Origin of the sequence: Sphingobacterium prati (assembly GCF_013167215.1) — a bacterium.
GTDB lineage: Bacteria > Bacteroidota > Bacteroidia > Sphingobacteriales > Sphingobacteriaceae > Sphingobacterium > Sphingobacterium prati.
This window is the reverse complement of sequence record NZ_JABJWY010000035.1, coordinates 211,612-233,144: the sequence shown is the minus strand read 5'-3', so window position 1 is coordinate 233,144 and position 21,533 is coordinate 211,612. Positions and strand designations below refer to the sequence as shown.

The following is a 21,533-nucleotide window of genomic DNA, read 5'->3' as shown; positions in this document are numbered from 1 at the left end:
CTACAAAAATAAGAATACAAAATCATTTAAAAAATTTAAACAATATATTCCTTTACTAAAACAGCCCTTCACGGGCACCATACTGTCTCCCCGGTGACAAATAGAATAGTTCTGCCTTAGATTTCCAACTGGTCGTATGATTCCCTTTGGGGATATTTATATTAAAGCTACTATTTTTCGATGGATTTTTCACATTCCAGAAACCATCTTTCAAGCCTACAACAATCACTTCGTATTCCTGGTCCGCGGGAACAGCAATTTCAACCGCTTTATCGAGATACCGATCGGGTTTCGCAATAACGAGCACACGATCTGCAATCCGGATCAGGTAATAATCTTCTTTTTCTTCATAATTCACCTGTAATTTTGCTTCGGCACTTTCCGTCATTTGAAAAACCGTCGCATAGCTCACCTGCGTACTTTTGGCTTTTGGGCTAACCAAAACCCGCGCACCCCGCGCCTCAGGCCAAGGCGATTTCACCTGATACAGGTCCCCAAATACAAAAGCCGTGGAATCACCAGCATAAACGTTCACCTCCCTATCGAATACCGCAGGCTTAAACATATCGACATAGGTCGTCCCGCCCACATTCTTAAACTGACTATTCAAAACAAACCCTGCTCCATTAATGACCGGTTTATTCAGCGTATTAATCTGCCAGTAGGGCTGAAATTCGCTATTATTGGTTTTCAATTCATCCAATAACACAATAGCAGCAGGCACATCTTTTCGTTTCAGATTCAAAAACAGAAAACTCTTTGCATACGATTTCACTTTGGACGAATAGGCCGCAGTCAGGTCCGCATTAAAGTAACTGTAAGCCGGCTGGATAGGATCCGGACCAAATGCCGAAGCCCTAATTTCTCCGGTGTGGTACCAGGAGTCACCGAGCACCTCCGCTACGGTACGCGGAAAGCGCTGACTAAAGCGCGTCCCACCATCATTAGTTTTGGTCCGGAATAAAAGCGGTTCAGCAGGATCGCGAACCAATAGCATACTGTGCGCCGCGGAGCGCTTATTAAAATTAAAGTCATAAGGTGATCCATAAGAAAGATATAAACCCAGATCACCCACCTGAATACCATGATGATAAATCTGTAAGGCACCGGCATCCGCATGTTGATGATTTCCAAAATGATAACCACCACCTTTTATCTCCGCAACGACATCCTTACTTGTCTTCTCCTCACTCCATCCTGTCCGGGCAACCATAGCCCCCAAAACAGGCCCAAAATCTTTGGTCAGCGGCAGCTTTGAGCGATCGAAATCCGCTTTGAGCTTCGGATCATTTAACAACAGAAACAGCACGGGATTATCAGGCAAACCACCCTGTTTCAAAAATTCGGCCTTGATCATTGCATTTCCCGAATAAGCGTAACAAAGAAGCATTGTCTGAGGGTTCTTCCAATAAAAATCATCACTGGAATTATATTTCACATTAAACATATCGCCATCACGCAGCATTTTCCCGTCGGGTGTACGCATGTACAACCAATAATAGGGCATATTCTTGATGTTATCGTCAAATACGGGATAACCCAGCATACGATAATACAACCAGGCAGCATGCATCTCCCAGCCAAAACGATAACCACCATAGTCAACCCCCTGGTTGTGCCGTGGAGACTGATATTCAAACTTACGCATCGGCACAAGCTGCTCCAGCACGCTATAAGCAACATATTTATAGGGCTCAGGATCTTCATCATATACAGCCAAACTCCAGGACAGCATATCCAGGCAGATCTGCGCTTCATTACCATGGCCGTTTATAATACTTTCCAGTCCGTAAAATGGCGGCCAGCCCACCTCCATATCCATGACCAACCGCTTAAAGTCTTTCCGCATCTGACTTTTAACAACGGCATCCATCAGTGGATAACACCAATCATAGACCAGCGCCCCTGTATAGATCGCCCGTCCCAATTCCCGGGTAATATCACCATGTGTCACATTCCCAAATTCCAGAACTGACAAATAACGTGAAACTAGATCCACAGCTTCTCGACCAATCCGCTCATCCTGGGTCATGAGGTAGTAAAAAGCTTTCTGCTCAATTACATGCTCAAGCCCTTCATTGTAAAACATTTCCTGATGTTCATTGGTCGGAAAAGCATAAGGCGCTAACGCCGAGACTTTCACTTTCGCCCATGCCGGACCATTCTCTTCAAACAAAAGTCGTTCTCTAACAACAGGCAAACTTTCTTTATTCACCCACAACCTTGGCCTTTCTTGCGGTGGCGTAATTTTAGGCTGATAATGCACAGCTTCTAAAGGTGCCACGGGAGGAACATAAGGCCTAAGGCGCAAACCCTGCAACATTAAATTTGCAGGTAGCCAGACTTTCAATTTTTCCTTCGCATTCAACAGCTCAAATTTTCCCAGCTCCTGATGCCCACCTTTCATAATATCGTACACGATACGTTTTGTCACCCGCTGTCTACCCAGTTGAAAATAGGCGACTTTTGTCAGTAGGCCTGTTTCATCCTCCTGTTTTAACCGCCCCAGATCCTGGGGCTGAGCATCTGACTCCAGCACATACCATCCAGCCTTTGGCACCTTAACCGTAACTTCAATATCTGCCAAACGATCAGGGTAACCGGCAAGGGGAACGTTTTTCAACACCAGCCCCTGCTCACTTCCTCCCTTTGGTTTTTCATAAACGACGGTCTTTTTATTTAAGTCACCCCGACTCAAGTCAACCCGAATTTCTTTTTGCTGCGCGTAGGAAACTGACGTTAATACCAACACCAAAAACAACGAAAAATATGTTTTCATCAAACTCATTACCAATGATACAATACAACTATTTAGCCAACCGGCGGAAGTATTTCTACTCCCAACCCGGATTTTGTGTCAACTTTGGATTCACATCCCTTTCTGCCTGCGGAATAGGCCATAGATAATAGTGATCTGGGAACCCCCGCTGTCTGATCTGTGTTCCGTTAAAATCTGTCATCCAAACTTTATCCACGACATCTTTTGCTATTTTCCATCGTCGGATATCCGAATACCGCTGCCCCTCACCAGCCAACTCTACCATACGTTCGTGGCGTATTTTTTCACGCATCAGCTCCTTACTCAGGCCAGAAGGCAAATTAGGCATTTTAACTCTTCCACGAACGGCATTCACTGCATCATAAACCGTTTGATCAGGCGCACCCAAGGTCTCATTCTTTGCTTCAGCATACATCAGCAATACATCCGCAAGGCGAACCAACGGAAAGTTTTGTGGCATATTATCCTGAAGCGTATAAACAGAACCCATCTCCACAAATTTACGCCATGCATAACTGCCATTGGTCCACACAGGCACATAGGCATTTGGATCGGTGCTCGCCACCGGGAACTTGTACAGGTAAGTCACACCACCGCGCCCCACAAAAGTGGACCACGGCACTACAATAGATTGCTGCAGGCGCGGATCGCGTTTTTCAAAAAGCTTACGTACCGAAGCTTCATCTTTCCAGTCCTCCACACTATTAGGGTTAAAAGGCTGCCCTTTTGCATTGGTATAATTCGCAAAATTAAAAGCCGTTCCATCTTCCATTTCAAAAGCATTGACAAGCTGAGGTGTTGGCCTTGTCCTTTGGGACCCTGTCGTCGCACCCCGCGCATTTCCGTAATTACGATCGGTCGCTATACCGTGCCCTTGCTCAGCAATATATTGGACATCAAAGATCACTTCGCTATTGTTATTGCCAGCAACCCGAAACAAAGTATGAAAATCAGCAAGCAACTTGCGGTCACTTTTATCCATCAGCTCCTTAAAATCAGCAGCGGCTTTTGCATATTCCTTCGCCCAAAGATGTGCTTTGCCCCGCATCGCAAGCGCGGCCCATTTGGTCACACGCCCCTTATTTGAAGCGTCATAAGTATCCGGCAATGTCTCATAAGCTTCGGTCATATCTTTGACAATAAACTCATACACCTCTTTCTCCGTATTCCGGGGTTCATACGATTCATCCACATTGATTGGGGTATCATACAAAGGAACTTCACCGAAATAATCCCATAATTTAAAATAAAAATACCCTCGAAAAAACTTAGCTTCACCCATACTCCGTTTTTTTACAGCTTCACTCATTGCGATAGCAGGAATATTCTTTAGAGCTGTATTTGCACGATACACTCCTTTAAAAAATACTCCCCAGGAGTTTAGGTAAAAACCTGCATTGGCAGGAAAAACGCCCGTAGTCAATCCCGTTGCGAAAGATTGATAGGATATATCGGTAAAATCATCCATCATCCCATAAATTACAATACTATTGGTAAATTCCCGATTGGCATGATAAAGGGTATTCACCCCCATGACAGCATCTTGTTCAGACTTCCAAAAACTCTCTTCCGAAAGACCGACCAATGAGTTTCGGTCCAAAAAATCACTACAAGAACTGAGTAGCGCTAATGCAAGTGATGCAATAATTATCTTGTTAAATTTCTTAATCATGGCTTTTCGTCTTAAAATGTTACATTTAAACCAACTACCCATTGCTTCATTAAAGGATAAGAGACACTCGCATTCTCTGGATTATAACCTTTGAACTTTGTGAATGTGAAGTAATTTTCCAGATTAGCGAATACACGCAACCGGTCTACTTTGAATTTTGCCGAAGCCTCTTTTGGCAATGCATATCCCAGCTGTAGTGATTTGATTCTTAAAAATGAGGTATTCTGTAACCAATAATCACTGTACACAGTATTTAAAGCACTACCTGAAGTACGCAATCGTGGATATTCGGTAGAATGATTCTCGGGCGTCCAACGATTTAAAATATCCGCATTCTGCAAGAAACCTTCATTGATGTTAAAGGTATTAAAACCATCGTTACCCCAATATTGCTTCACACCACTAACACCCTGCGCTACTACGTTCAGATCAAAACCTTTATAACCTGCATTCAGACTCAGTCCATAAGTAACTTTAGGCAATGCCGAATAATTTTTGACAACCCTATCCTCCTCATTAAACACCTTGTCACCATTCACATCTTTGTACAATAGATCCCCGGGTTTAGGCTCTCCGCCCACATATGTCCCAAAAGTATAACCATCTGCCTTCAATTGATCAATTTCACTTTGATCCTGTAAGATTCGATCAAACTCAAGCATATAAAAACTATTAAACGGTTTTCCTTCCATAGTGATATAGCTTTCATTTATTGATCTATTGCCATTGAATTTAATCACCTTATTATTCAGGAAAGACAGGTTTCCATTCAAACCATAAGACCAATCTGCCCCTATTTTCCCAAAATATCCAAGCTGAAGATCAACTCCCCTGTTGCGCATTTCGGCAACATTTTGCCAAGGCGGCGAGAAGTTACCCATCACCATCGGAATAGGAATCTTTGTCAGGATATCAGATGTATTCCGATCAAAATATTCCGCACTAAAGTTCAACCTGTTATTCAACAAGGCAAGATCCAAACCGATATTAGCAATAGTTGTCGTTTCCCACTTTATTTTACTGTTCGCGATTTCCTTAGGCGCGACTCCCTGCTTCAGCTGCCCCCCGAATGGGTACAAATAGGAGCCGTATACCACTTGATAGGTATAATCCCCGATTCTATTATTCCCGAGCCTACCCCATGAACCACGAATTTTAATTTCATCAAAGACTGCTTTTAGGGGTTGCGCAAATTCCTCCTCTGTTACACGCCAGCCAGCAGAAAAGGATGGAAAAAACCCCCATCTATTCTGCTTTGCAAATCGGGAAGAACCGTCATAGCGTGCATTTGCTTCAAATAGATACTTCCCTTTGTAATCATAGTTTAAGCGGCCAAAATAAGACTGCAAGGCATCATCCGTACCGGCCCCATTGATCGCTTCGAGATTTGCACCCGCATCCAAAATATAAATCGCATCATCCCCTAATATGTCGTTCTTTTTTGCATCAAATTTATCCATCCGGTTATACTGCTGATCAAAACCCACCAACACTGCAAGGTGATGATTTTCAGCAATAGTTTCGTGGTACCGCAACAAGGTATTCAACACCGTTGTGTAATTACGGATACTCCCATTGAACAAACTGCTCACACTTGGCTTTTTTTGATATTCTAATCCGGTCTGTAAGTTCCACAATGAATAAGGTCGCACGTATTCCCAATTCCGGTTATTATTGTAATTAAAACCAAAACTACTCTCCCACTCCAGATTCTCCATGAAATTCACTATACTAAAAAACTTAAGTCCAAGCTTTTGCCTTTCGTAATCTCCCCGAATATTATCTACATAAGCTCTTGGATTAGCCCCTTGGGGCAAACCCGGGAACATCTCTCCTCCATAACGGCCGTCCTCAAATTGTGGCACCACCCCGGGTGTTGTATTACGGATCGCTCCAAAGAAGCTATTTACATCCAAGGGCTGCCGGTTTGACCAGGTACCAAAAACATTTCCACCCAAGGTCAATATATTCTTGATTTTCGTATCGGCATTGATCCGAAAATCATATTTTTTATAACCAGAATTATCCACTACCCCTTTATTATCCAGAAAACCCAAGGACATTGCAAAGTTTCCTTTTTTACCACCACCACGAACGGATAGTGTATGCTCGGTTAACGGTGAAGTATTCAGCATTTCCTTATACCAATCTGTATTTGGATACAGGGGATTACCGGCTGCCGACTCCTTTCGCCAGGTATCAATTAATTCAGCACTATACTTCTCTCGCCCTTCTGACTCATTAACAAGCTCCATATGTGTCGCCATATCGGTTATAAAATCGATATTTTTAGCCGCTTGCTGACGCCCAAAGTACCCGTTATAGGTGACCGTAAAATCTTCTCCCTTCCCGCGCTTGGTGGTTACCAATATAACGCCATTCGCAGCCCGGGAACCATATATTGCAGCTGATGACGCATCCTTCAACACGGATATGCTTTCCACATCATTGGGATTGACATCATTCAGTGCACCGGGCACCCCATCAATGACAACCAAAGGGGAAGCATCATTCATTGTCCCCTTGCCACGAATCAACAGATCAAACCCTTCCGCACCCGGACTACCGGAGGTTTGTGCAATATTAAGTCCTGAAGCTTTACCGACCAAAGCGGAAGCCAAATTCATATTTGGTCGGCTCACTGTTGACTCATCAAACTTGACACTAGAAACAGACCCCGTTAGATTCTCTTTCTTCTGTTTCCCATAACCAACCACAACAACTTCATCCAAGGTACTTTCATTCGTTTCAAGTACCAAAGCCTGCACATCGCTGGCCGAGGCTACCTTTGTACTAAAACCGATCAGGCGAAACTGAATCTGATCCGAAGAAGACCCATTCACTTTGAACCGCCCCTCCTGGTCTGTCACCGTAACAGATGAGTTTTTAAGATTGCGCACCTCCACCCCAGCCAATGGCTGACCTTTCGCATCGAGCACCTGCCCAATGATCTGCTGTTGAAAATTTGCTGCGCCCCCGGCCGAAGTAAGAACGCGTTGAATGGGAATCTTTTCCAAGTAAGGAAAAGATGGAACAGTGGCAAATGCACCCATTGAAATAAAAGGCAGTCCCACCAAAAGGCAGTTCCTGTTTATCACATCCCGGATTTTAATCTGTTTTAGTATCATGAATACTCAGGTTAAAGTGGTTAAATAAATGATTTATAAGCTCTTTAGTTTATTGGTATTTTAAAGAAGCGGCGTTTTGTCGTTATAATTTATAATGACTCCGCTCCTATTCTTCATCATAGTGAATACAATAATATATATTTTTTGTATACAATTCAATATTTTTTTTACTTTTTTACAAAAACTTGAATAGAACCTACACGGCCTAAGTAAGTATAATCATCTATTAAATTAAATAGCAACAAGACTAAATCGCATTCAGCATCTAATTTTAATAAATTTTGTATACAAATTACTTTATTTTTTGTATATTTATTTTTAATAAGCTAATTTTGACATAACCAGATAAATCAAAAGAATAACCATTGACCGACAATGAAACAACAAATAAATTGTATTTGGCTATTGCTATTGACGTCCTTTCTATCTTCCTGTTCTCTTGGGGACGAAAAGGAGACAGTGATAATCAATAGCATCCAATTGGAGAACAGCATACTTTCTTTATCCAAACAGGCCACTGGCCTACGGGTTCCATGGGACTTACAATACGATCATGTAAATCAGGCTATCTTATTTTCGGAAATTGGTGGAAGTATCCGTAGACTGGATATACGGACAAAAAGGGTCAGTTTAGTCGATAGCATAAAAGAAGTCTACCATCAGCGTACACTCGGGCTGTTAGGCATGTCTTTGTATCAGTCTGAACATGAACAGGCCTATCTCTTTCTTTCGTATACCAGTAAAAGGGACAGTCTTATTTTTTCAAATTTATACCGCTACGATTACAGCACCGATGGCAGACTGTCCAACCCAAAGCGCCTGTTAGAGATACCGGGCAATACGGGACACAATGGTTCGCGTGTCATTGTATCTACTGACAAGAAAGTCTATTGGGCAACAGGCGATGCAGCAAGCGATACTTTTGCACAGGATAGCAGTTCACTCAATGGAAAAATCTTGCGGCTAAACTTGGATGGTACGATTCCTTCGGATAATCCGATAGCAAACAGTTATGTTTATGCCTGGGGTTTCCGTAATATGCAGGGACTTACCCATAGTGAAAAAGGGATCATCTACACCTCTGAACACGGGGATGCCATTGAGGATGAGGTTAATCTTATCCAGCCCCTTAAAAATTATGGCTGGCCGCAAATTGAAGGTATGATTGATACCGAAAAGGAGAAGGCCATAGCCAAGCTAAGCCCTCGAACTGAACCCATTAAATCGTGGACACCAGTTGTTGCCCCCTCCGGAATGGCTTATTATGGTGTAGCTACTATTCCGGAATGGCAAAACAGCCTGATTTTAACAACACTAAAAAACCAGTCCTTACGCATTTTGAAATTATCAGCCGATGGCAAAAAGATAACCAACGAAAAAGTTCTATTTAAAGATCAACTTGGCCGCCTGCGTTCGGTGCTGGTTTTACCCAATGGTGATATTTACTTCTGTTCCAGCAACAGGGACTGGAATCCACAAAAAGGATTTCCGAAGCCAGATGATGATGTAATTTATCGGCTACGGCTTTCAGATAAAGCGTTGACCCCTATCCTCAAGCCACAAACGGCCAACAGTATTGTGCCTGCTGTAAAAAACGGACAAACATTATACGATTCTTACTGCACTTCCTGCCACAAATCTGATGGCAAGGGACTCACAAATACGTTTCCGCCATTAGCACAGTCAACGATGGTCAATGGTGAACCAAAAGCGCTTCTAAAACTGCTCTTACATGGGCTGAACGGTCAATCGATCAATGGGGTCAAATATGAGGGCGCAATGCCGGCATTTTCGTTTCTCAAAGACGAGGAAGTCATCGCGGTTGCAAATTATATTCGAACTCATTTTGGGAATAATGCGACTAAAATCAACCAACAAAACTTAACCTCATTACGCTAAACTTATGGAACAACAAGCTCCTAAACGCTCCTTATTCAAGAACTGGCTATCCATCCTAGGACCAGGAATCATTACCGCGGCTTTGGTTTTTGGCCCAAGCAAAATGACTATTACGTCAAAAATGGGTGCTGATTACGGCTTTTCACTCCTTTGGGTTGTGGTTGTTGCCATCTGTTTTATGACAGTCTTCACCAATATGGCGGCACGTATCGGTATTGCCCGTGACGAATCCCTGCTCACTTTGATTCGTAATAAGTTTGGAAAAACAACAGCCATAATTATTGGTATCGGTATTTTTCTTGTCGCTACCTGTTTCCAATCGGGCAATGCAACGGGTGTATCAATTTCCATCTCAGAAGCAACAGGGACAAATCCCCAAATATGGATTATTGTGTTTAACGTGATCGGTATTCTACTGCTCTTCTTTAAATCATTTTATGCGCTGCTGGAAAAATTGATGCTGGCACTGATTATTCTTATGCTCTTTGCCTTTCTTTCAACAGCGATTATGATTGAGACTCCTATAGCTGACTTTTTCAAAGGGTTTGTACCCAGTATTCCACCAAGCTCAGTAGGTCTGATCATCGCTTTTACGGCTTCTTGTTTTTCGATCGTGGGCGCCTTCTATCAGAGTTATCTGGTACAATCCAGACGCAAATTATCCAACGACCAACAGACAACCCAAAGGCAGCTTATGGGGAGCCGGATTGGCATTATTATTCTTGGTATTATGAGTGCTGCTGTGATGGTATGCGCAGCGAACACACTGCATCCTCAGGGTATTAAACTGAGGTCGGCAGCCGAAATGGGCCGTGCCTTGGAACCACTTTTGGGAACCTACGCTTCGCACCTCTTTTTCATTGGTCTCTTTGGTGCTTCTTTTTCTTCCTTAATTGGAAATGCCGTCCTCGGGGGTTCATTACTCGGTGATACGTTTGGATATGGCAATAACCTGAACCACCCAAAAGTCAAACTGTTCATATCCCTCGTGATGATTTTTGGTTCTGTCATTGCACTTATCTTCGGGAATCTACCCCTAGAACTTATTGTTTTTGCGCAAAGCATCACCATTTTCCTTGTCCCATTTATTGGTATTATCTTATTTCTTATCGCCAACGATAAGGAGATCATGGGTGATCTCCGAAACAAACCATTGACGAAATTGTGGGCCATATTAGGACTTATATTGCTCGTCGCCCTCGCTATCAGTAATTTTTACAATTTAATCAACTAAACCAGCTATGGATAACAACACATTAGCAGCATTAGAGCAGCAGATACTCGCACCATCGGCAGCGCTCATTGAAGACATAAAAAAAATCCAGGGCGGTATCCTATTCTTAGGAATCGGCGGTAAAATGGGGCCAAGCATGGCTAAATTAGCTATTCAGGCCATTAAAGCTGCTGGCATTGAAAAAAAAGTTATTGGCGTATCACGCTTTTCAACAAAAGAGCTCCAGCAAGAATTAGAAGATAATGGCATCTCGACTATCGCCTGTGACCTATTGGATCCCGAGCAGCTTAGAAAGCTTCCGCAGGTCCCCAATGTGATTTACCTGGCCGGACATAAATTTGGCACAACGGGAAATGAAGACTTCACCTGGGCGATGAACACCTACCTCCCTGGAATGGTTGCCTCACATTTTAAAAAATCCAATATTGTGGCTTTTTCGTCAGGAAATGTACTTCCTTTTGTCCCCATCAATCGAGCGGGTGTATCCGAAGAAACCACACCAGAACCTGTGGGTGAATACGCACAGTCTTGTTTGGGGCGAGAACGTATTTTCGAATATTTCGCCAAGAAAAATCATACTCCAACGCTCATCTATCGTCTAAACTATGCTGTCGATTTTCGCTATGGTGTATTGGTTGAAATAGCAAAAGCTGTCAAGGAGCAATTACCCATAGACCTAACAACCGAGAACGTCAATGTCATCTGGCAAGGAGACGCCAATGAAATCGCATTAAGATCCCTACTGCATTGCCAGACACCAGCCAAAATATTGAATGTAACTGGTCCTGAGATCCTATCTATCCGTTGGATCGCCGAGCGCTTTGCGGAACATTTTAATACCACACCGGTATTTGTAAACCAAGCTGCAGGAACCGCTTTACTCAATAATGCCTCTGAATGTCACCGTCTATTTGGCTATCCAAAAACGACCATCCGGGAAGCCATTGATATTACCGCACACTGGTTAATGAATGGCGGTGAACTTTGGAACAAAGACACCCATTTTCAAGAAAGAAAGGGAAAATTTTAAGGAAAAACAATTATTCTAATGAAAAAATTAGACGCTAATTTACAACAACATCTCTGGGCTGGAACCGTCATCCCCGCTCATCCCCTGGCTCTTCACGAGGACCGTAGTATAGATGAGGAGTCTCAACGTCTTCTGACAAAATATTATATCGCAAGTGGTGCCGGAGGAATTGCCGTCGCTGTACATTCTACCCAGTTCGAAATTCGTGATCCGAAAATCAACTTGTTCGAAACTGTTTTAAAATGGGCCAGCGAAGAGGTGGACAATGCAGAGCTTCAACGCCCCTTCCTTAAAATTGCAGGTATCTGTGGGCCTACCGAACAAGCTGTACAGGAAGCAAGGACGGCACTAAAATATGGTTATGATATCGGTTTATTGAGCATGGGAGGACTCAACGACTGGACAGAAAAGGCTATACTTGATCGGGTTCGTGCAGTCGCTGCCATCATTCCAGTATTTGGGTTTTATCTCCAACCTTCGGTAGGCGGTCGTATTTTTTCCTATTCCTTCTGGCAGGAGTTTGTTGAGATAGAGAATGTTGTTGCCATCAAATGTGCTTCTTTCAATCGTTACCAAACCCTGGATGTCATGCGTGCGCTCGCAAATTCAGATCGTAGCGACCAAATCGCTATGTATACGGGCAATGATGACAATATCGTCAACGACCTCATGACGACTTATCAGTTTCCAGTGAATGGGAAAATTGTTGATATAGATTTTAAAGGGGGGCTACTAGGGCATTGGGCTGTTTGGACGCAAAAAGCGGTAACACTTCTGGATGAAATTAAGAATTACAAGCGCCATCCTGATAGTCAGACAGCAAGCGACCTTTTAAGCAAGGCCATTGCAATAACAGACAGTAATGCTGCATTTTTTGATCCGGCAAACGCTTTTCATGGCTGTATACCCGGGCTCCATGAAGTCCTCACACGCCAGGGCTTGATGAAGGGTACCTGGTGTATCAATCCAAAGGAGCAACTATCACCAGGGCAAAAAGAAGAAATTGACCGTGTGTACAGCGATTATCCAGAACTAAACGATGATGCTTTTGTACAACGCTTCCTAAATTCCAGATAATACCAACAGCAGCTGTCCGAAAATATTCTTAGGATCTTGATCCGGCAGTATTTCTACAACAATGTTGAGTCATTTTTGGGTCAACATTGTTGTTATTTATATTTACGTGGTCGGACTGTTTGATTTTCACAATAATTTGTTTGAATTCTATATATTTTGTATCCATCAATGGAATTATTTTTGTCGACAAATTATCACGATGGAAAAAAACACCAAACCCAGACAATCTTTTGTTCCAACGATATTGGCTTTTGCACTTGTTCCAATTACAGGTCTTGCTACTGATATCTATCTTCCTTCGATGCCTCAAATGGCCTTGGAGTTTGGTCTCAGTGAAAGCCGTATCCAGTTAACACTGTCATTGTTTCTAATTAGCTACGGTGTAGCTCAATTCTTTACTGGTGCGCTCGTGGACGCATGGGGTAGATATCGTATCAATCTAATTTCGTTGTTCCTGTTTATTCTTAGTTTTTGGATCACCGCCACCACAAATGATATCTGGACAATTTACTGCATGCGTATTTTGCAGGGTATTCTTTCTGCATTCGTCGTCATTTCCAAACGGGCTTACTTTGTCGATGTGTACGAGGGCGAGCAACGCAAGCACTATCTCAGTATTATGACCATCGTCTGGTCTATTGGACCTATTATTGCCCCATTTATTGGTGGATACTTACAAACGCAGTTTGGATGGCGTTCAAATTTTATGGTCCTCGCAGTTTATAGTGCAGTGCTTTTTGTCCTGGAATTTATCTTCTCGGGCGAGACAATTAAACAAAGAAAACCACTACACGTCAACTATCTTATCAGCGAATTTAAAATGATGTTAAAGACAAACGATTTTACATTTGGCGTGTTGATGTGCGGAATATCTTACGGATTAGTCATGTTTTATAACCTTAGTGGCCCATTTTTTATCGAGCACCAGTTAGGTTATGGAGCGATCACGACAGGTTATACCTCCCTTATTATGGGATTGGCTTGGATGTGCGGTGGCTTTATCGGCAAAGCACTGATCAAAAGAGCCTTGATACCAAAGCTGCGAATCGCTAATTTTATCCAGATTATCCTGGTACTACTGATGATTGTGGTATCCCCTTATCAAACAAATTTATATACACTGACTTTCTTCGCATTTGCAGTACATTGTACCGCCGGATTTATATTCAATAACTATTTCAGCTATTGTTTGGGGCGATTCCCATTGTCAGCAGGAATAGCCGGCGGATTGGTTGGTGGAATTACTTATCTGTTAACGTCCTCTCTGAGCTACGGTACAGTCAGTTTAATTAATCCCTCTTCTCAACTTGAAATCGGATTGGGATACGCCGTATTTGCGGTTTTGGGTCTGCTCACACTTTTTTTTATCAGTAAGCTGGCTAAAACGAATAGGCTATAGTTAAAACACATAAAAGACTTTGTCAATTTTAAGCTACACAATCCGATAAGGTTGCTAATTTATTTTCAGGTGAAGTTTAAAACAGCTATATTTGTACTATCATAATTTAGGTTTATAATTGGTTATTGAAGGTTTTCATTCTCCCCGTTTGAAAACCTTTTTTTATGCATCTATTTTATTAATTTGCCTTTTTTATCATGATAACTATGAGCTCGTTACGCTCGGTTTACTGACCAGAAAGAACCTTCAGTCAATTTTGATAGCCGCTTCCGTATGTGAAGCATGAAGGTTTTGTTATACGATCATCTTAATTATTTTTAACACTAAATTTCTCGATATAGTTACGTGGACTTTCTTTATAGAATTTCTTAAAGGTTTTACTAAAATATTTTGGATCATTGAAGCCTACTTGATAAGCAACTTCGCTAATACTCAATTCACTATTATTCAACAATATTTGTGCTGCTTTTTTCAGACGAACCATATTGATAAATTCAACCAGATTCAAACCGGTTTGTTGTTTTATTTTACGGTATAAAACTGATCGGCTCACGCCTATCGCCTTGGTGAGTTCCTGCACACCGAAATCCTCGCAGCCGAGGTTTTCCTCTACAATACCCAACACCTGATCCAAAAAGCGCGTTCTTTCGGTAGTCTCTGTCCCCTGCCCCCCCAAAAGATAATTTTGAACAAATTTTTCCTCCAAACGTTTTCTCGTCTGTATGATGTTTGATATTTTCTGAATCAAATGTGGCATACTGAATGGTTTGGTAATATAATCATCTGTTCCCACTTCAAAAGCCTCGGTGATATATGGATCCGCGGTTCGCGCCGTCAATAAAATAACCGGAATGTGATTTGTGCTATTATCATTCTTTATTTGTTGCAACAGTGTTATACCATCACAGTTTGGCATCGTCACATCTGAAATAATAATATCCGGTTGTTTGGCGTGAACCAATGCCAGCGCCTCGTTGCCATCGTTTGCTTCTAAAACCACATATTTCTTACGTAAGTTTTCGCAAAGAAAACATCTCAGCTCGACATTATCTTCGGCAACAAGAATAATCGGCTTCTCATCTGCTGTCCGGTCATTTTCAACTTCCACAAACCCTTGATCGTCGATCAATTGAGCAGACTGCTCAGAGACATTCGTTTCTTCAATTCCGCTTAACATATCGGTTGTAAATGAAGTATCTATATGTACATTCTGCTGCGGCAGACTGATCCTAAAGACTGTATTATAAGCTAAAGGTTCTGCGGCCATATTACTTTCAACAGTTAACAATCCTCCATGTAAATGGATAATGGACCTTGACAACGCAAGTCCTATACCGCTACTTGTAGCGACAAAACCTTCGGTGTTTGCCTGATAGAATTGTTCAAATACAAAGGGTATATCTTTTGCGGGGATTCCTCTACCGGAATCCCAGACCGAAACAAGTAATTTAGCCGTATCGTCATTGCCCTCAAGTTCTACTTGTACTTTTATCCGTCCCCCCTTATCGGTAAATTTAAAGGCATTGTAAATCAGATTGACAAGCACTTTCTCAAACTGCTCAGGGTCAAAATATGCCTGGTAATCGGTAGAAATATTATTCTCAAGAAAAAACTGGATATTATTCTTCTCTGCTATAAAATGGAAGTTTAATAAAACGTTTTTAAGATATTCGGATACAAGAACTTTCTGACTGTGCAGTTCCATTTTTCCGCCTTCATGTTTTCGAAAATCAAGTAGTTGATTGACCAAATTCATCAAGCGATCAGCATTTCGTGTGGCGTAGCCCAGATGTTCCTGTGCATAGTCAGATAGCGAATGATCCGTTTTCAATTGATTCAACGGTCCTATAATCAAAGACAGGGGCGTACGAAATTCATGTGAAATATTTGTAAAGAAATTCAGTTTGGCCTCATGCAATTCCTCCTGCTTCTCGGAAGCAATCTTTCGGATCAAAAGATCACGTTTTAGCTTATTTCTACCATGAAAAAAACGGATAATCAAGAAAACAATAAAACCCAAAATCAAGAAATAACCTGTATAAGCCCACCATGTTTTCCAAGGTGCTGGGAGAATTCTTATTTTTAAAACCCGCGCCTTTTCATTCCAGATGCCGTCATTATTTGACCCTTTTATCCAGAGTTCATAATTCCCCGGATCCAAGTTCGTATAGGTAGCGACTGGATTGGTTACATAATTCCATTCCTGATCAAAACCTTTTAAATAATAGGCATAGTTATTTTTTTCAGGATGAACATAATTCAACACACTGAATTCAAGACTGAATACATTCTGATTGTGATCTAATACCAATTCATCCATCATGGATATGTCCTTGGGGATTACACCATCTATTCCGGGTCTAACAGTACGATTAAACAATTTAAGATCAGTAAACTGTATCGGTGGAACATAGCTATTGACGCTAAGACTGTCTGGATTGAATAGGGTAAAACCAGAAAAGCTACCAAAAGCAAATTTTCCGTCCCGCAGTATGGTGGCTGCATTTTGAATATATTCATTACCAGGCAAACCATCCACTTTTGTATAACTTCTAACGCTCCCTGCTTGCGGATCGAAACAGGTAATCCCTGTGTTTGTGCTTAGCCACAATTTGTTCTTTTGATCACTCAGAATACCAAAAACATTATTGACTGGAAGGCCATTTTGTTCATTGAAACGTTTAAACGCTTTCTTTTCGGGCAGATAGCGATTTAAACCGCCCATATAGGTTCCAATCCAGATTTGTCCTTTTCTATCTTCGTGAATACTAATAATATCATTACCACTGATCGAAAGCGAATCATTTTTATGATTCAAAAACGATATGAATTTATCGGTACCCGCTATTTTAAGATTTAGGCCATTAGAAGTACCGATCCATAAATTACCTTTGGAATCCTCCATGAGTGCTCTGACCATATTTGAGCTCAACTGTTTGCCGGCAGCGTTGAAGGTCTGGAAATAACCGGTTTTTTGATTTTTCCGCTGTACCTGCAAACCGCCACCAAATGTTCCGATCCAAAGATCACCCTGACGATCTTCCAGTAGTGCATACACGTTATTGTTTGCCAGTCCATTGATGACATTTGGGTCAAAACGAAAATGTTCGTAAACCTGTTGTCCTTTACGTCTTAAATTTAATCCACCATCATAAGTGCCGACCCATAAATTACCCTCCCGATCACGGCAGATAGACTTTACATTATTATGGCTTAGGCTACCCACATTACTCTTATCATGCCGTTCATTAAAAAATGAACTCGTATGTCGGTTGAAATAATTTAATCCACCACCCTCTGTCCCAATGACTAGCTCGCCATTTGGATGCTCTAAAAAAGCACTGACAACATTGTAGCTCAAGCTATTTCGTCGAGATTGATGGGTGAAATTTTGGAAATTGGGGATATCTTTATCGTATATATTAATCCCGCCAAAATAAGTACCGATCCAGATAGACCCTCTTTTATCCTGAAATATTGGCCGAATAGAGTTGTTACTCAAACTATTGGGATTGTTATCATCGGCCTGTATAAATAATATTTTCCCGTTTCGGTATAAATAAAGGCCATTGAATGTTCCAATCCAGATGCTCCCATCGTCAGCCTTCTTCAAAGAGCGTACATCCTGGTTTGCCAAATTTGCAGCAGGACTGTCATCAGTATTCAAAGAAGATACTTCTCCTGTATTTTCATTGATTATTTTTATTCCGTTGTATTTTGTTCCTACCCAAAAAACACCGGGAGCAAATTCCAGAACGGCCTGAAATCGTTGATTTACTTTATTAACCAATCCTTTCTGATTGAAATAGGTCCGCAACACTTTTAATCTATTACCATCCTTGGAAGCTGACTGCATCAGCACGATTGCATCATCTGTGCAAAACCACAATCTTTTCTTCCCGTCCTCGTATATCGTTCTAAAATTTCGAAAATACGAGCGGCCATTGCTTCCCTCAACCGTAATTTCATTGAAAACAAGCTCCGCCTCCAAATCAGCACCTTCTTTTATCCGATATAATCCAACATTTGTAGCAATCCAAATGACACCATTTGAATCTTGGAAAATTTGATGCACATTCACTTCTATTTTCCCACTTGTGTTCTCAACGACTGGCAAAGGAATACGCGTAAAATTATCTGCATTCCTATTGTATAAATTAAGGCCGCCTGTTGTCCCTACCCAAAGTCGCTGTTTCTTGTCCTGGGTAATTGCTTGTATAAAATTATGTTCCAGGGAAAGGCTATCCTGCGGATTGCTTCTATAAATTGTAAACTTACGTGCATCATATTTATTCAGGCCATCACGGGTACCAATCCACATAAAGCCCAGGTGATCTTGTTCGATAGCAAAAACACTCCCTTGTGATAAACCTTCGTTTACATCAAGATGTAAAAAACGATAGTTCTTCTCCTGTGCATTAGAAATAGAAAGGGCAAACAACGTACTAAAAACCCAAAGTATACAAATACGTAATGGCATCATGAGGAATATAATTGAAATTGGATACGATAAAAATAATCATTCCATTCTATAAACACCAATAGTTATTTATTTAATCTATCGTTCAATTGTTGCTCATAAAGTGACTCTAAGAGCAATTTTTTATTTTGATTTTCCCAAAAACCGGCAGTCCTGTCTTTAAACCGACCATGATTGTTTTTGCCATTCACCCCTATTGCAAAATTTTGCCCCGAAGCCCAAGGTTGTTGTACGGCCGCACTTTTGACTTTGCAATTCCACAATACCTGTGTTACGCCGGCCCAACCGTGTCCACTCCCCCAGTTACCGCGATCCTGAACATTAATCTCGCCATCGGTTGTAATCTGATCGTACAGGGTGCCTACTGCCCAACGATGATGTGGTCCAATATCCGCATGGGTATTCGTTGCAGTGGACATGCTAAAAACATTTGGCCCCAAAGTTCTTGCTCCCGTGACATAGTCATGCCGCCCTTCTGTGGTATATAATTGTCTAAATAAATTGAGTTGACCATTGTTATTGAATGAATACCTACGTCCCCCGGTAATTTGAGATTTGGGATCCAGGCATTTCGAATTGATAACGGATGTTTGTTTTGCGAAGGCACCCAAGCTTACTGCCGCATAACCAAAATAGCGTGCCGTAATGTTGCGTACCCATGCATTCTCAATTTTATCAAACTCAATAGCTATCCAAGCATGGTTTTCGTCTGTTTCGTTGGCAAATTCGGATTCAAAACGTAGATTTTCAATCCCCACTTCCTGAATACGTCCCGCAAACTTAAATGGAACGACAGAGACTTTACCAAACTGCGGATCTATAGCCATGACAACTGGATTATCTAAAAACAGCGTGTCTCCACTAATGGAAGAAATAACACGTTCAAATTTTAGTTTATATTCCTTAGTTGTCCATTGTTTTGTTCCTTCCCTTGCTATTATTTGATCCATTTTGACCGCTTTAATCCACGCCGCATTGAGTTCATAAGAAAGGAGTACTGATGCCCCTTTCTGAAAATCACGACTATCGTCGACAACGACATACTTACTTCCGACAGGTATATATATTGCTTCAAGCATTTGTGCTTTAGCCTGATCTTCGACATAGTTTCCGTCACCAGAAATTTTCAATAAGCTACGTTGTTGATTTCCCGTGGCACGCAATAAGGTTTCACCTTCCGCATCCCCCTCTCCTCTCAACACAATACCACTCGATTTGATCAGTAGACTTCCAGGTATATTGTAAATTCCTTTTTTCAGCGTTATCGCCCCTCTATATCCGTTTTTATCAAGGGGTTTGTTTGAGATTTCATCGATGGCACGTTGTATCATCTGTTGATCAGTTCCATCTGCTGTAGGATGTAACGAAATAGCGCTGGCTACAGTCGGGAGCTGTCGATTTCCTTGATGATAACCAACCCGACTGAAATCAGGGATGATATTTCCCCTATCATCCGGAAAATAGATGAGTTTACCCTCGGGGTCTTTTCGAATCAGGCTAGACTGTGCCCGTCCCGAACGCAAGTTTTCCTCCCGAAGCAAGGCTTCTAAAAAATAGTAATCTGCGTAACTTAATGGCTTATCCACCTCTAAATTAGATGGTTTTGATCCTGTACTATGCAGTAAAATAAACCCTTTATTTTTATTTGGAGGGGACATATAGTGGTCAATCAGATTAGACATTATTGTCTGCGCTTTGCTCAAATAGTCTTTTCCCTGATTGCTGAATGTACTCAACTCCAATAGTCCCGACGCGATCACGGTGGCAGCTGAAACATCCCTCGGTTCATTCGGAATATGAGGTGCATCAAAATCCCAATAAGGAATTAAATCCTTAGGCATACGTGGATGGCCAAAAAGCCAGTGCACAACCTTTTCGGCTTGCTGCAGGTATTTTGGATCACCGGTCTCACGATAGCACATGGTATAACCATAGAGTGCCCATGCTTCTCCCCGAGCCCAGGTAGACTCATCACTAAATCCTTGATGTGTATTTTTGTGCTGTACTTCACCTGTCGCAGGATTATAGTCAATTACATGGTAGGTGCTATAGTCCGATCTAAAATGATTCTTCATCGTTGTGTTTGCATGACTTACAGCGATATGATAATAGCTAGAGTCCCCGGTCAATTTTGTTGCTTCAAAAAGCAATTCCAGATTGAGCATGTTATCAATAATGACCGGAAAATCCCAACGATGGCTATTATGATCCCAAGAACGGATGCATCCGACCTTAGGATTAAAACGTGTTGCCAAAGTTTTAGCGGATTGGATAATGACATCCCGATAATGTGCATTGGCCGTAAGACGATAACCGTTACCAACACTACAGAAAATCTTAAAGCCCATATCATGGGTTTTCCCATTATACTGTTCGCCTTCTATACCTCCGGTCAATTCACCCGCCAGTTCTTTCCATTTATGTTTTCCGGATTTCTCGTATAAATACCATAAAACCCCAGGATAAAAACCACTGGTCCAATCGCCTCGTTTAACGGCCACCAACTCGTTATTTTCGGAGAGTGTACGTGGGGATGCTAATGTAGAATCAGCTTTTTTTAGCACCTGTAGCTCTTTATAGAGCAATTGCGACTGTCGATCCGCAAGATCCCAGGCTTTTTTCAATTGGTTTGCGTTCTGCGCTTTTGTTTCCTGAATGCCACAAAGTATAGTTGTCAAGCTCAGTATCGAAATAATAAATCGCCTTTTTGGGATAAAACGATTCGAAACATCTCCATGTTTTGACAGCAGCATATTCATATTGAAAATCATATTACATTTAGGTTTGTTTAAGTAAAAGTTTAATTGGTAAGATTTATAGCTGGATAAAAAGGGT

General features: G+C 41.7%; 10 protein-coding genes. 5 read left to right on the top strand and 5 right to left on the bottom strand.

Annotated features, from left to right (window positions below):
- Positions 1-55 precede the first annotated feature (55 nt).
- From HPC41_RS16815 to HPC41_RS16805, 3 genes are read right to left on the bottom strand one after another with little or no spacing between them, the layout of a single operon-like run.
- Positions 56-2,779 carry a hypothetical protein gene (locus HPC41_RS16815; RefSeq protein WP_172395170.1) on the bottom strand — a complete coding sequence of 908 codons (2,724 nt, stop codon included), beginning with the start codon at positions 2,777-2,779 and terminating at the stop codon, positions 56-58.
- A 55-nt stretch (positions 2,780-2,834) separates the two neighbouring features.
- Positions 2,835-4,451 carry a RagB/SusD family nutrient uptake outer membrane protein gene (locus HPC41_RS16810; RefSeq protein ID WP_172395169.1) on the bottom strand — a complete coding sequence of 539 codons (1,617 nt, stop codon included), beginning with the start codon at positions 4,449-4,451 and terminating at the stop codon, positions 2,835-2,837.
- An 11-nt stretch (positions 4,452-4,462) separates the two neighbouring features.
- The gene (locus HPC41_RS16805; RefSeq protein WP_172395168.1) at positions 4,463-7,579 is read right to left on the bottom strand and encodes a SusC/RagA family TonB-linked outer membrane protein; all 3,117 of its coding nucleotides are present in this window, start codon (positions 7,577-7,579) and stop codon (positions 4,463-4,465) included.
- A 375-nt stretch (positions 7,580-7,954) separates the two neighbouring features.
- Here HPC41_RS16805 and HPC41_RS16800 point away from each other — a divergent pair, with 375 nt between their 5' ends.
- From HPC41_RS16800 to HPC41_RS16780, 5 genes are all read left to right on the top strand, one after another.
- Positions 7,955-9,478 (top strand): PQQ-dependent sugar dehydrogenase, encoded by a 1,524-nt coding sequence (locus tag HPC41_RS16800; RefSeq protein ID WP_172395167.1) that lies wholly within the window; start codon positions 7,955-7,957, stop codon positions 9,476-9,478.
- Between the two features lie 4 nt (positions 9,479-9,482).
- Positions 9,483-10,712 carry an Nramp family divalent metal transporter gene (locus HPC41_RS16795; protein ID WP_172395166.1) on the top strand — a complete coding sequence of 410 codons (1,230 nt, stop codon included), beginning with the start codon at positions 9,483-9,485 and terminating at the stop codon, positions 10,710-10,712.
- Positions 10,713-10,719: 7 nt separating this feature from the next.
- Entirely contained in the window at positions 10,720-11,742 is a 1,023-nt protein-coding gene (locus HPC41_RS16790) for an NAD-dependent epimerase/dehydratase family protein (protein ID WP_172395165.1), read from the top strand.
- Between the two features lie 18 nt (positions 11,743-11,760).
- The gene (locus tag HPC41_RS16785; protein WP_172395164.1) at positions 11,761-12,819 is read left to right on the top strand and encodes a dihydrodipicolinate synthase family protein; all 1,059 of its coding nucleotides are present in this window, start codon (positions 11,761-11,763) and stop codon (positions 12,817-12,819) included.
- Positions 12,820-13,018: 199 nt separating this feature from the next.
- Entirely contained in the window at positions 13,019-14,218 is a 1,200-nt protein-coding gene (locus HPC41_RS16780) for an MFS transporter (protein WP_172395163.1), read from the top strand.
- 307 nt (positions 14,219-14,525) lie between these two features.
- On the opposite strand, the gene HPC41_RS16775 is transcribed toward HPC41_RS16780, so the two are convergent.
- Both HPC41_RS16775 and HPC41_RS25710 read right to left on the bottom strand, forming a co-directional pair.
- A complete protein-coding gene (locus HPC41_RS16775) occupies positions 14,526-18,701 on the bottom strand; it encodes a hybrid sensor histidine kinase/response regulator transcription factor (protein WP_172395162.1) in 4,176 nt (1,391 codons plus the stop codon).
- Between the two features lie 62 nt (positions 18,702-18,763).
- Entirely contained in the window at positions 18,764-21,469 is a 2,706-nt protein-coding gene (locus HPC41_RS25710; RefSeq protein WP_343043842.1) for a glycoside hydrolase family 88 protein, read from the bottom strand.
- Positions 21,470-21,533: the final 64 nt, after the last annotated feature.